The sequence below is a fragment of the Candidatus Falkowbacteria bacterium genome, from assembly GCA_013336275.1.
GTDB lineage: Bacteria > Patescibacteriota > Patescibacteriia > Patescibacteriales > GWE2-39-37 > JAAXUA01.
This window is the reverse complement of sequence record JAAXUA010000001.1, coordinates 263,869-275,937: the sequence shown is the minus strand read 5'-3', so window position 1 is coordinate 275,937 and position 12,069 is coordinate 263,869. Positions and strand designations below refer to the sequence as shown.

The window sequence follows — 12,069 nt, the reverse complement described above, 5'->3', positions numbered from 1 at the left end:
GCAATTTTATGAAATTAGGAAAGTACCAACACTACAAAGGGAACTATTACGAAGTCATTGGCGTGGCGCATCATAGCGAAACCCTTGAGGAATTGGTGGTCTACAGGGCGCTGTATGAGCACGAAAAATTCGGTGATAATTCACTGTGGGTTCGGCCGATGAAAATGTTTCTTGAAACAGTCGTGATTGACGGCAAGGAAATCTTGAGATTCAAGCCGGTAGGAGACTGATTTTATGAAAACGATACTAAAAAAATCAATTAGCATGGAATACGATAAATTAGTCAGGGACAAGATTCCGGAAATCATCAAGGCAAAAGGTAAGCTGCCGATCACCCATATTGCCGCCGCTGGGGAATATGGCGAGGCGCTTGAGAGAAAGCTGCACGAAGAGGTGGCTGAGTTTTTGGAAAACCCCTCGGCAGAAGAAGCCGCTGACATTTTGGAAGTCTTGCATGCGATATGCGTTTTGAAAAACGTCGACTTATCAAGTCTTGAGGCTGTGCGTCGTAAAAAGGCAGAGGAGCGGGGAGGATTCGGACAAAGAATAATCCTGGAAAGAGTGGTAGAGTGATGAAACTATGGAACAGAAGTTTTTAAAGGCTATCCAGGCTGATGAGGATGCGTATTACATGAGCTGCCCCGAAGTCGTCGGCGAGCATATCGCCAATCAGCTGTCACGCTTCAATTCGGCGGTCGAACTGTGCTGTGCTGTCGGCATGGCAGTGATACCGCTGGCTCGCCGCATGGAAAAAGTGATCGGAGTGGATATCAGTCCCGATAGAATCAAGGATGCCAAATATAACGCCGAACTGTACGGTGTTGCCGACAAGATAGAATTCATAGTCGGCGATGTGCTTGATGAAAACTTGCTGAAGAACATTTCGGCAGAGGTTGCTATACTTGACCCGGATTGGAGCGTTGCCGGCGAAAAAAAATCCCTCCACGTTGATAATATAGAAGACACGCAGCCGAGCATGAAGGCGATGTTCGATTTGACCAAGCGCTATATCACATCGAATATAGTGATCAGGGTACCGAAGAATTTTACCTTCGAAACTTTGTCATATTTTGGCTGCTGCCGCTTGGAAAATATCATCTGGGGCGGTAAAACAAGATTCAAGCTGGCCTATTTTTTGGACGGAATCAATGAAAACAGCGAGTCGGACTTTTACTTTGATAAACCCTTATCTACTGAATTATGAATGGAAGATTTTTGGTCGCCACTGGGGCGATAATCGAGAATGCGGCTACTGGCAAGATATTGTTGCTCAAGCGAAGTGATGAAAAGGACTTTTCTCCTGGAATCTGGGAATATGTCACGGGGCGCCTTCACCAATTCGAGGAGCCGGAGGTCGGCTTGAGGCGCGAAGTCATGGAAGAGACCGGAGCAGATATTGAAATCATAAAACCGATTTCGATTTTTCACATCTTTAGAGGCGAGAGGATCGCTGAAAATGAGTTGGTCGGAATAATGTATTGGTGCAAGACGAATACCGATGATATCAGGATATCTGAAGAGCATTCGGACTGGAGGTGGGTGACGCCGGAAGAAGCACGGGAGATGGTTACCAAGCAGAGCATGCTTGAAGATATCGAAGCCTTTATTAATGAGCGAGGTAAGTAATTCTTATGTCACACAAAGAACGATTCAGGGCCTATGTCGCGGCCTATCTGGTTTTGGTCAAAGATGGCCAGGTTTTGCTTTTGCGGCGCTATAACACCGGGTACCAAGACGGCAATTACAGCTTGGTGGCCGGACATCTCGACGGCGGAGAGACGGCCTCGCAATGCATCATCCGTGAAGCGGCAGAAGAGGCTGGAATCGTGCTGGAATCGGTCGACCTTGAAGTCTCGCATGTCATGCATCGCATCTCATCGGACCGGGAATATTTTGATATTTACCTCACGGCCAGCAAATGGAGCGGGGAAGTCAAGAACATGGAGCCGGAGAAGTGCGACGAATTGGCCTGGTACCCTTTGGATAATCTTCCGAAAAATGTTTTGCCCGAAGTTAAACAGGCATTAGATGATATCCGCATGGGGGTTCATTATAGCGAGATAGGATTGTGAAATTATGAATAAATTTGAAAAGTATTTGAGCGATTTAGCCGCTCACGAAGAGTCTAAGAGCAAGAAGCAGCTTGATCCACGCGGTCGGATCCTGGTCAATGCCGGGGTGGGTTTGAATTGGATCGGCGATTACTTGGCAAATCCTAAGATCAAATATAGGAAGATTAAGCTGCCTGTGGAGAAGATTCTTTTTACCGGAACCAACCCTGGGTGGAATAAGATATTGCTCGAACGGTGCGATAAATCTGTCGAGAAGTTTAGCGATTTGATGGCAAAGAATGCGGTTGTCAGGAAAAAGTTCGAAACTGAAGCATCATTCGGAAGTGAACCGATATTGCTGCGAGGGCCGGATGAAAGCGGGATGTACAGGGTCCTCGATGGCATGCACCGCTTCGTCGGTGCCGTGTTGAAAGATAAAAAAACAATCACGGCTTATGCTCCTATTAATGAAGGCAAGTATTTGCCGGTCTGCGAAGCCCATGTCGTTTATGACCTGATCCGCGGCTTTCAGCGCCACGCCAAGGATAAGCAGGGAGAAGTCGAGCTGTACCATGCTTTGAAGCTGCTCACGAGGACGTATGGCAATGCCACCGAGCTGCTGAAGCGAAGGTTCAGCTATAAGTACGTGGCCGACAAGGAAGTCCAAGCGGTAATCGCCAAGGTGATTAAAGAGTTCAAATAGAACGATTTTGGGAATTATAAAACTAACACCAGCAAATATGGAGTGCATGTTTTGCGACAAGAAAGTTTTGGGAAAAGAAGAGGTTATGCGAAATGCGACATGTATTTTTTTGTCTAGCAACGGATATAATCCAGAAGGTGTCTTGGAAGGTGCTGGAGTCATCATCCCGTTCGCTCACAAGGCCACCCCTTTCGATTTGTCAGATGAAGAAGTTCTTGATATGTTTAATTTGTTGAAAGAGGTTAGGAAATACCTGGATGAGAAGTACGGGCCAAGCGGCTATACGATAGGCTGGAATGTGGGAAAAGTCAGCGGGCAAATCGAGCCGCATCATGTCCACCTGCACGTAATGCCAAGATATGATGATGAGCCCTTGGCCGGAAAAGGCATCCGTAATTTTTTAAAACAGAAAAGCAATAGCAGGATCAAGGCAGTTCGCGAGAGTTGAATCAAGTAAAATTTATTTATGGCAGTCAGCATAACTTATTTCGTCCACGGGACCACAACTGATAATGAACAGGGAATCTCTTCCGGCTGGTACGATGTCGAGCTTTCCGAGCTGGGCATCAAGCAGTCTTTGGCCCTTAAAGAAATCGTCAAGGATAAGCATTTCGATATCGTGTTCTGTTCGGATCTGGTCCGAGCTGTCCGCTCCGCCGAGCTGACCTTTGGCGGCGCAGCCAAGATTGTCAGTGATGCCAGGCTGCGCGAATGCAACTACGGCGAATACAACGCCAAGCCGTCAGCTATCGTCGAGCCGATGCAAGAATTGAACATTATGGGGCGGTTTCCTGGCGGCGAGAGCTATGAAGACGTTAAGAAGCGGATCGCTGAATTTGTTGATTTTTTGAAAACGAATCACGACGGCAAGTCCGTGGCCATCGTGGCGCACAAAGCTCCGCAATTAGCCCTGGATGTGCTGTTGAAGGGAATGTCTTGGGATCAGGCCTTTGCGGATGACTGGCGCAAACGAAAAGCCTGGCAGCCCGGCTGGAAATATGAAATAAAATAATATGGAAATAAAAAATCTATTGGAACAAAGCCGTGATATCTGGGGCGAGCAGAAGCTGAGCCTCAGCCAGGTTATCGTCCGGATGGGCAAGGTTTTTGGCGATATCTGCCGTTGGGAGCGCAACGCCATCAAGGATCAAGATACGCACACGGATGATGAGCTTAAGAAAGAATTGGGCAATATGATCTTTGCAACGATAAGGTGGTGCGACGACCTGGGTTATGACCCAGAGGAGTGCATCAAGCAGGCTATCGATTGCCAAAAGAATTTTCAAAAATAACCGAGACTTATGAAATTATTATTAACCTCAGCCGGGCTGTCGAACAAGTCCATCGCTGAAGCATTAGTTGATTTGGCCGGACGGCCTTTTGCTGAGCTGAATCTTGCTTTCGTGCCGACCGCCGCTAATGTCGAAGCGGGTGACAAATGGTGGCTGATCAACGACTTGGTGAACTGCAAGAACCTTGGCTTCAAGTCAATCGATATCGTTGACATCTCGGCGCTGCCGAAAGATATCTGGCAGCCTCGTCTCGAAGCGGCCGACGTTTTTTTGTTCGGCGGCGGCAACACCTTTCATCTGATGTATTGGCTGCAAAAGTCCGGTTTGTCGGCGTTGTTGCCAGAATTGCTTGAGACTAGAGTATATGTCGGGATTAGCGCTGGCAGTATGGTGGCGTGTAAGAGTCTTGACTTGAGCATGTCAGAAAAGCTTTATGATGACGTGCCGGGGGAATATGACAAGGATGAAGGGTTGGATTATGTCGATCTTTTAGTCCGACCGCATCTGAATTCGCCATATTTCCCGAATCTGAATATGGAAAATCTGGAGAAACTGGCGGTGGATTTTCCCGAGACTTTTTACGCCCTTGATGACCAGTCGGCGATCAAGGTGGATGGCGGGCGAACCGTGGTGGTTTCCGAAGGGGTTTGGAAGAAATTCAATTGATGCAATATGAAAAACCGGCTTGATAGGCCGGTTTTTTGATAGTTATTTCCAGACGACGATCATATTCTTTTCGATCTTGCTTATCGGTTCGTGGTAGCCGGTCGGGTAATCCCGGATGGACTCGAAAAGGACCTTGGCACTGTACTCATAACCTTCACCGTTGCGAGTGCCAGGGTCGTTGGTGATGAAGACCTTCCGCTCAGGATCATAGCCGCGGATGACAAGCATGTGCCTGGGCGGTCCCGGAGAGGTAAAGTTCGGGTTATGCAGCATTTGGCCATCCATCGGCGTCAGCACTACATTGCCACGGTCGAGCTCGGCCACTATGTCATCAACGGTGATGTTTTTCTTGAGCCCAACTTTGGTGTATTTGAAATAATCATTCAGGATCCAGGAAACCGTATCGGCGGCTGAGATGTCACGGTATTCGCCGTATTTTTTCAGGGTATAGTCCGATGAGCCGAGAATCTCCTTCAAGGCTTCATCCTTCGTCAATGCTTTGCCCGTGGCCCAGCGTACGGCCATCAGTGAGGAGGATTCCTCGCAACCGTCCTGCTGGCGCTGGTCCGACCAGCCTCCGAATGGAGCCTGGGAAGTGAAGGGGACTTTGATATTAGTAGTCTTGCCAGTCGGTAGGATTATCGGCTTATCAAGTTCGCCCTCAGGAATGTATTTCAGTTCGGCGTCGGTGATTCCTTGGCCGAGTTCTCGCATGACACGAAATGCATCATCCGGGCGTCCCAGGTAGTATTTCTGACGGTTCTTAGGATAGATGTAGTAGGCCTCGCCATGGCTCTCGACATCCAGAAGTATCATGCCGGAAAAACGCTCGGGGAATACGGACGTGTTAGCGATCAGGCCGTGAGGCACCCCTAGAGCAAGCGAGCGCATCGCCTTGAAAGCGTCAGCCGGGCGCCCCAGGTAGTAGCGCTGGCCGTTGGTCGGAAAGACATACCAAGCCTCGCCGTGCTGTTCGACTTGGATTACTATATATCCGCTGCGCACCCCGGCATAATGTGCGCCTTCAGCGAACGGGGAAAGAGCGTATAGGCCTGAACCGAGCAGGCTAGCGGCCAAAAAGGCAAAAAATGTTTTACGCATATGTTTGAGGTTAGTGCTTAATCGATTTTTCATGCGGCGATACTATACTATGGTATGAGAATAAATGCAATGTTATGGCCATAAAACACAAAAGGGAGATACTTGTTACAGCTGCTATCATAATACTGTTTCTGGTTTCATCATATTACTCCGGACGATATGCCGAGGCGATCAGGGAGTGGATGTCAGTCCGTAATGGCGTGGGTATTTTCGCTTATTTCTTGGGTGAACTGCTGGCAACGGTAGTGGCCCCAGTCAGCGCTTTGCCTCTCTTGCCGTTGGCAGTGGCGTTATGGGGCAGTTTCTGGGCCGCAATCATAAGTTTCGCTGGCTGGCTGGCGGGTTCGGTTATCGCCTTCCTTCTGGCACGACGTTTCGGTAAGCCCCTGGTGGCGCGATTTTTTGAAATCGATAAACTGGAAAGGATAGAGAAAGTTATCGGTGAACACAACCTGTTTGTCACTATCGTGGTCTTGCGCATCATCTTGCCGGCCGATCTGCTAAGCTACACCCTAGGTCTCTTCACCTCGATCAGCTTTACGCCGTATTTTTGGGCAACAGCCCTAGGCCTGCTGCCTTTCTCATTCATCTTTTCCTATGCCGCAGCTTGGCCTTTCGCGCTCCAGCTATTGTTAGCAGTTGCCGGATTCGCCTTGGCGATCTGGTGGGCGAAAAGAGCGAAGATTTTTTGAACGGTCAAACCCAGCCATTCTTTTCATACCTTTTCCAGCCGAGATCAAGCGCCTGCTCGATTTCTTTTTGCAGCTCCGGGGTGAGCTCCTTGATATGGAAGCAGCTTTTACCCTTAAGCAACTTCAGCAAGCCAGGTGCGAAAAATTTCTTCAATTCGTCATTAGCATAAGTCGGCATAAAGTAAAAGCCGACATATGATTTTTGGATTATTAGGCCGGCAAAAGCGATCTCTTTGCGCGGGCGTCCAGCAATTACAACATCCTTCACCGACCAAAGAATGTACTGTGGCTTGGCGGTATTGGCACCTTTTACAATCAGAGGCGGGTTGTAGCGCTCAAGGATGCTCTTGAGCGCAGTAAAGATTTGTTCAAGGTCTTTCATGCCTTAATTATAGCACTATACATTAAAAATTTATTAATGACACTGTGGCAGCAGCGGAATTTTTACATTTTTTAAAATCGTGGTATAATATGAACATGAAAAGCTCCGTGCAGCCCTTCAGAAAAATGTACTGGCTTGCCTTGCCTACGGCGATAATCTTATTCGCTGTCGGCTTTTTGTTCGTGCAAGGGCAAGAAGACAACGCCACCATAGACAGGGAAGTTGATAAGATCAATAAGGAAATAAAGGCTAGGCGTCAAAAATCAGAAGAAATACAGAAGAAGCAGGAGGAGTACGCCAAAGCATTGGCCGAGAAGAAGAACGAGAAGGCAACTTTGGTTGATCAGCTGGGGGTATTGGATAACCGTATCGCTGCGACCATGTTGGAGATAGAGCGCCTGCAGGTTGAGATCGATGAGACCACTCTTGAGATGAAAAAGACCACGATTGAGATAACCAACAAGGAGGAAGAGATCAAACGCGAAAAGGATCACGTCGGTACGGTGCTCAAGCTTTTATACAAAAGGGATCGCGCCAATGCCCTTGAGGTCTTGTTGCTGAACGATTCATTTTCAGAGTTCATGAACCAGGTCAAATATCTAGAAGACGTGAATCAGGAACTGGCTGACAGCCTTGAGGATTTGAGAAAACTTCATGACGATCTTCAGGCGAAGAAGAGCGCTCTGGAAGTGAAAAACAAGAAGCTGGCTGAACTGAAAAAGGGCCTTGATGACAAGCGCGTCTCGCTCGAGAGCGAGAAAGAGGATAAGAATTTCTTGGTCGTCCAGACCGAGGAATCGGAACAGCAGTTCCAGCGCTTGATTGCCCAGGCCAAACAGGAACAGTCTGCCGCCGCCGCCGAAGTCGTCCAATTGGAGCAATTGATGCGCGAGAAGCTTTCGAAGAAGCAGCAGCAGAAACTTGAACAGAATCCTGCCGGGATGATTTGGCCTGTTTCCAAGAACACCATCACCACGTATTTCCACGACCCCGATTATCCTTTCCGATACATCTTCGAGCACCCAGCCGTCGATATCCGCGCCAAGCAGGGAACGACCATGCGTGCCGCTGCATCAGGCTACGTTGCTCGGGCCAAGGATGCGGGCATGGGGTATAGCTACATTATGATCGTCCATGGCAACAACCTTGCTACGGTCTACGGCCACGTTTCCAAGATAATGGTTGAAGAGGACCAATACGTCGTCCAGGGGCAGCCTATAGGCCTCTCAGGAGGCATGCCAGGCACGCCAGGAGCAGGCAAGCTGACGACTGGTCCCCACCTTCATTTTGAGGTCAGATTGAACGGCATACCAGTAAATCCTCTGGAATATCTTCCGTAAAATTAGTTAAAACAGGCCCTGTTGGGCCTGTTTTTTGTTGCTCTGTACCCATTGACAAAAAAGTTAATAAGTGTTAATATAACGACATTTGGAAATTCCAAAGAAATCCTCACTGAGGCAGCACCTTAAACATCGTTCAGAAGCACGACACTTATCCGCAGTCAACCCAGCACAAGGAGGAAACAAACAATGAGAAAGATCCTGGTATCCGTAATCGTTTTGGCCATCCTGTCCACCGGCACCGCATTCGCTTTGCCCTGGACGCAAACATTCGCCCAGGTATCGGTCGAGCCCTTCAACTTCGTCGAAGGCTTCATCCTCTCTGGTCAACGGTTTTCAACAGCATCGCCAGAGAATGGCATCAACTTCGACGGAATCGGCAACATTCTGAATCCGGGTTGGCATGGGGATAGGCCGAACCAAAACTATGTTCGCGCCTGGGGGTCCAGCGATAATTATCTCGTCTGGGATTCCGTTTTCGACGGAAGGACTTATGAAGGCAGCCCCTTGGGGATCAGCATTTTCTGGTTTTTCTACAACACCCCCAGCATCGACGCTCCGCCGCAAGGGCAGATCAATCTGCTGACGTTCCAGACCAACTACTACAACGGATCGTGGCAAATGTACTCAAGCATCCACGAAAACAGCTTCGGACCCATTCCGAATATGTACGCCAGCGACATGGTCGATTACCGGGCAGAGGATTTTGCCGAACTGCGGGGGGAGTGGACCGTCCCGACCGACCAGTCGGCGCCTGTGCCCGAACCCGCCACCAGCGTCCTTTTGGGAATCGGTTTAGCCTCCTTGGCCATCTATGGCAAAAGGCGCCAGAACCGCAACCAGCTGGCCGCAACGTCCATCTGAACAAGCACATCTCGCAAACGAAAAGCCCGACAGCAATGCCGGGCCTTTTTTGTTATAGCAGGGAAGGGCTAGTTCTTGAGATTCTTGCCAGAGTGGAATTTCTGGTGCACGTCGCGGAGCTGCTTGTTGGTCACGTGGGTATAGATCTGGGTAGTGGCGATATTGGCGTGGCCAAGGAACTCTTGGACCAGCCTCAGGTCGACGCCTTGGGATAAAAGGTCAGTAGCGTATGAGTGGCGGAGAGTATGCGGGCTGGACATTATCGGCAGTCCGGAAATCTTGATATATTTCTTGACGATGTTTTCGATCGAGCGGACGGTCAGGCGGCGCGACTCGCTCTTCTGCTGGGCCGTGGTGAAGTTGATGAACAGGGCAGGGTCGATGTCCGAGCGCTTGGCCAGATATTTGGCTAGCCACTGCACTGTCCGTTCAGAGAAATAGACGGTGCGGACCTTGCTGCCTTTGCCTGTAATGCTGATTTCTAAAAAGGTGTTGCTCCCCGGCTTGATTTTCAGCTGGTCGCGGTCAAGGCGGGTCAGCTCGGCCACCCGCAGTCCGGTCGAGAAAAGAGTCTCAAGGATGGCCCGATCACGGAGGCCGCTGACCGAGGTCGTGTCCGGAGCTAGGAGCAACTTTTCGATCTGGTCGATTTTTAAAAAGGTCACCTGTTTGTCCGATTTCTCTTTGGCCAGTTTTATTTTATCAGGCGGCAGGGAAGTGATGTCCTTTTCCACGAAGTAAGCCAATAGGTTGCGTAGGGCGATGAGGTAGTAGTTCTGTGTGCTCTTCTTCAAGTTCGCCCTGCTCCGTTCGCTTTGGTGACGAGAGAGGTAGAGCCGGTACTTCCAGACATGATCCGCAGTCAGCTGGCCTGGCTTGAGTTCGGCCAAGTCAGTGTCTTCCAGCCAGTCGAAAAATTTCTTCAAGAATCGTGAATAATTTTTTTGCGACTCAGAGGCCAGACCTTTTTCTATCTCGAGGTAGTCGAGGAAGTCGTAGAGGTAGTCGATTATAGGTTTTTGGGACTTGCTCATGGGGTAGGGCGATATTTTTTAGCTAACCTTGGGTATAGTTATACCACCCATATGTCACTTCGCGTAATGTAGATTAATCGAAATGAAGGGTGTATGATATAACACCACACCTTGTCCGTGTGGGTTTTGACAGTTTGTGCTTGACGGCCTGTTCACAGGATAAGTGCCATCGTTATTATCAAGAGTTCGTGTCCGAATACTAGCTGCTGGTCATTATCACGCCCATGATCTGGATGTGGTCGGTAAACAGCAGCAGGAATTTTATCAACAAGATAAAGAAGCCGATAACTACCAAACAGAAGATGAATATGCCGAAGGCGAATAGGAACTTGAATGCCGCTTCCATTTTTTTGAGGATTAGGAGGGAACTAGTACTTCCCTGGCTCTTTATAAATATCGGGACCGAGGCCCCATTGCCCTGCTCTTTTATTAATTTTAGCACAGGGAAGTCGCAGTTTCAATAAAAAAACCGCGCTTTGTCAGCGCGGTTTTTTTATTGAAAAGTGGTTACTTTTTCGAAGTCCTGTCTTCGAGCTTTTTCAGTTGCTCGTAACTTTTGTCCTCCCAGCCTTTGATCTGCTGGGCCTTCTTCTCTGCAGCTTGCTTCAGTGCTTCCCTTTTCTTTTCGGCCTCTTTCTTCAAGGCCTCCTGCTTCTTTTCCATTTCTTTCTTTAATGCTGCTTTCTTCTTCTCTGCAGCTTGCTTCAGTGCTTCCCTTTTCTTTTCGGCCTCTTTCTTGAGCTGTTCTTTCTGCTTCTCTATTTTCTTCTTAAGCTCTTCCATGCGCTTCTCTTCTTTGCGCTGCTTCTCGGTCTTCCAGTATTTGACACGGACCTTGATGATTTGCTCATAGGCCTTGCCATCTTTGGTGTTGAAAACGAGCTTGGCAGTCGTTACGCTCGATGTGGCGTTGTTGAATTCGGTCATCTGCTTGGCGCGGAAGGATGCGATAGCATCGATCTTTTTATCGCGGTTCAGGTCGCGCAGGACCAACTGGACAGCAGATGCGCCAGCCAGTTTGACGGTCTTCATGTCGATCTGGGTCGGATCAAGTGTCGCATCGCCGAAAATATAGATCTTGACCAGCTCATTAGAGCGGATGTTGATGACTTTGGCGAAATTATCGACGTTGCCCTTGAACTTGAAGCGCTTCTTCGGGGTCGAAGTAGCAGTCGATGTGCTGGCCGGGGTCGGCTGGGCAGTGTTGATGGTGAGAGCTGCCGAGCTGGAAGAGGTATTCCCCGCAGCGTCGAATGCCGAAACGGCATAGATGTAGCTGGTGCTCGCTGCCAGTCCGGAATCAGTATAATTCCTCTGAGTGGTAGTGGCGATGGTTGAAGTGCCGCGCATTACGTTATATCCGGTGACAGCGACGTTATCACTGGCAGCGTTCCAATTCAGTGCTACGCTGCTGGTGGTCACGATGGCCGAAAGACCGGTCGGAGTCGAAGGCTTTGTAGTGTCGACGACTGGAGCTACATAGATGTCTCCGAGAAAGAGGTTGGCCAAGGCTGCATTGGCTGCAGCGGACGAACCGTGCTTAGCCGTGAATTGGGCCGTGCTGTCGATACCGCAAAGACCGGTGATCGCTGAATTCCCTCCTGGATGGGATGAGGATGCGATGTAGGTCGTCAAATTGTAAACCTTGCCGTTTACGGTGGTCCAGCAGTCGGCTGCTGTGTTGTGAGTGGCTACGTCTTGGGCGGTGTAATTGACCGCTTGGACGTTGCCAGCAACCAGGAACGCGAGCAACGCGAAACTGGCAATTGCTGTCTTTTTCATAGGGTGTCTTTAGTTACTTATTATACTAAATATTACATTTCAAGCCCGCGAATGTTACAATAATTATTTAGCTAATATTAGCTAAATAATACAATATTGATTTGATAATGACGATAATGGTACGAAAGGCGAGCAATAAGACCATAATACGCCATAACAAGG

18 protein-coding genes are annotated in these 12,069 nt (G+C 49.0%); 13 read left to right on the top strand and 5 right to left on the bottom strand.

Annotation, left to right across the window (positions count from 1 at the left end; translation table 11 throughout):
• The first annotated feature begins 8 nt into the window (after window positions 1–8).
• From HGA34_01395 to HGA34_01350, 10 genes are read left to right on the top strand one after another with little or no spacing between them, the layout of a single operon-like run.
• Window positions 9–230, top strand: a complete 222-nt coding sequence (locus HGA34_01395) for a DUF1653 domain-containing protein (GenBank protein ID NTW22182.1) — start codon at window positions 9–11, stop codon at window positions 228–230.
• A 28-nt stretch (window positions 231–258) separates the two neighbouring features.
• Window positions 259–573, top strand: coding sequence for a nucleoside triphosphate pyrophosphohydrolase (locus HGA34_01390; protein NTW22181.1), 315 nt, complete (start codon window positions 259–261; stop codon window positions 571–573).
• Window positions 574–580: 7 nt separating this feature from the next.
• Window positions 581–1,204, top strand: a complete 624-nt coding sequence (locus HGA34_01385) for a methyltransferase domain-containing protein (GenBank protein ID NTW22180.1) — start codon at window positions 581–583, stop codon at window positions 1,202–1,204.
• Window positions 1,201–1,626 carry an NUDIX domain-containing protein gene (locus tag HGA34_01380; GenBank protein NTW22179.1) on the top strand — a complete coding sequence of 142 codons (426 nt, stop codon included), beginning with the start codon at window positions 1,201–1,203 and terminating at the stop codon, window positions 1,624–1,626. The genes HGA34_01385 and HGA34_01380 overlap by 4 nt, the downstream gene beginning before the upstream one ends.
• Window positions 1,627–1,631: 5 nt before the next feature.
• Window positions 1,632–2,072: an NUDIX domain-containing protein gene (locus HGA34_01375; protein ID NTW22178.1), complete on the top strand. Its 441-nt coding sequence runs from the start codon at window positions 1,632–1,634 to the stop codon at window positions 2,070–2,072.
• Between the two features lie 4 nt (window positions 2,073–2,076).
• Entirely contained in the window at window positions 2,077–2,754 is a 678-nt protein-coding gene (locus HGA34_01370; GenBank protein NTW22177.1) for a hypothetical protein, read from the top strand.
• Between the two features lie 37 nt (window positions 2,755–2,791).
• Window positions 2,792–3,202: an HIT domain-containing protein gene (locus tag HGA34_01365; protein ID NTW22176.1), complete on the top strand. Its 411-nt coding sequence runs from the start codon at window positions 2,792–2,794 to the stop codon at window positions 3,200–3,202.
• An 18-nt stretch (window positions 3,203–3,220) separates the two neighbouring features.
• Window positions 3,221–3,766 (top strand): histidine phosphatase family protein, encoded by a 546-nt coding sequence (locus HGA34_01360; GenBank protein ID NTW22175.1) that lies wholly within the window; start codon window positions 3,221–3,223, stop codon window positions 3,764–3,766.
• A gap of 1 nt (window position 3,767) precedes the next feature.
• Complete coding sequence (locus HGA34_01355) at window positions 3,768–4,046, top strand: hypothetical protein (protein NTW22174.1); 279 nt, start codon at window positions 3,768–3,770, stop codon at window positions 4,044–4,046.
• Between the two features lie 9 nt (window positions 4,047–4,055).
• Window positions 4,056–4,712: a type 1 glutamine amidotransferase-like domain-containing protein gene (locus HGA34_01350; GenBank protein ID NTW22173.1), complete on the top strand. Its 657-nt coding sequence runs from the start codon at window positions 4,056–4,058 to the stop codon at window positions 4,710–4,712.
• Between the two features lie 42 nt (window positions 4,713–4,754).
• Here HGA34_01350 and HGA34_01345 read toward each other — a convergent pair whose 3' ends face one another.
• The gene (locus HGA34_01345) at window positions 4,755–5,813 is read right to left on the bottom strand and encodes a hypothetical protein (protein ID NTW22172.1); all 1,059 of its coding nucleotides are present in this window, start codon (window positions 5,811–5,813) and stop codon (window positions 4,755–4,757) included.
• Window positions 5,814–5,887: 74 nt separating this feature from the next.
• Between HGA34_01345 and HGA34_01340 the strand changes: the two genes are divergently transcribed.
• A complete protein-coding gene (locus HGA34_01340; GenBank protein NTW22171.1) occupies window positions 5,888–6,505 on the top strand; it encodes a TVP38/TMEM64 family protein in 618 nt (205 codons plus the stop codon).
• A 4-nt stretch (window positions 6,506–6,509) separates the two neighbouring features.
• Here HGA34_01340 and HGA34_01335 read toward each other — a convergent pair whose 3' ends face one another.
• Window positions 6,510–6,887, bottom strand: coding sequence for a DUF1801 domain-containing protein (locus HGA34_01335; GenBank protein ID NTW22170.1), 378 nt, complete (start codon window positions 6,885–6,887; stop codon window positions 6,510–6,512).
• 89 nt (window positions 6,888–6,976) lie between these two features.
• Here HGA34_01335 and HGA34_01330 point away from each other — a divergent pair, with 89 nt between their 5' ends.
• Window positions 6,977–8,227, top strand: coding sequence for a peptidoglycan DD-metalloendopeptidase family protein (locus HGA34_01330; protein NTW22169.1), 1,251 nt, complete (start codon window positions 6,977–6,979; stop codon window positions 8,225–8,227).
• 189 nt (window positions 8,228–8,416) lie between these two features.
• The gene (locus HGA34_01325) at window positions 8,417–9,091 is read left to right on the top strand and encodes a PEP-CTERM sorting domain-containing protein (GenBank protein ID NTW22168.1); all 675 of its coding nucleotides are present in this window, start codon (window positions 8,417–8,419) and stop codon (window positions 9,089–9,091) included.
• A 68-nt stretch (window positions 9,092–9,159) separates the two neighbouring features.
• Here HGA34_01325 and HGA34_01320 read toward each other — a convergent pair whose 3' ends face one another.
• From HGA34_01320 to HGA34_01310, 3 genes are all read right to left on the bottom strand, one after another.
• On the bottom strand, window positions 9,160–10,125 hold the full coding sequence (locus HGA34_01320; protein NTW22167.1) for a tyrosine-type recombinase/integrase: 966 nt from the start codon (window positions 10,123–10,125) through the stop codon (window positions 9,160–9,162).
• A gap of 199 nt (window positions 10,126–10,324) precedes the next feature.
• Window positions 10,325–10,567 carry a hypothetical protein gene (locus HGA34_01315; GenBank protein ID NTW22166.1) on the bottom strand — a complete coding sequence of 81 codons (243 nt, stop codon included), beginning with the start codon at window positions 10,565–10,567 and terminating at the stop codon, window positions 10,325–10,327.
• Window positions 10,568–10,632: 65 nt separating this feature from the next.
• Window positions 10,633–11,907 (bottom strand): hypothetical protein, encoded by a 1,275-nt coding sequence (locus HGA34_01310; protein ID NTW22165.1) that lies wholly within the window; start codon window positions 11,905–11,907, stop codon window positions 10,633–10,635.
• Between the last annotated feature and the right edge of the window lie 162 nt (window positions 11,908–12,069).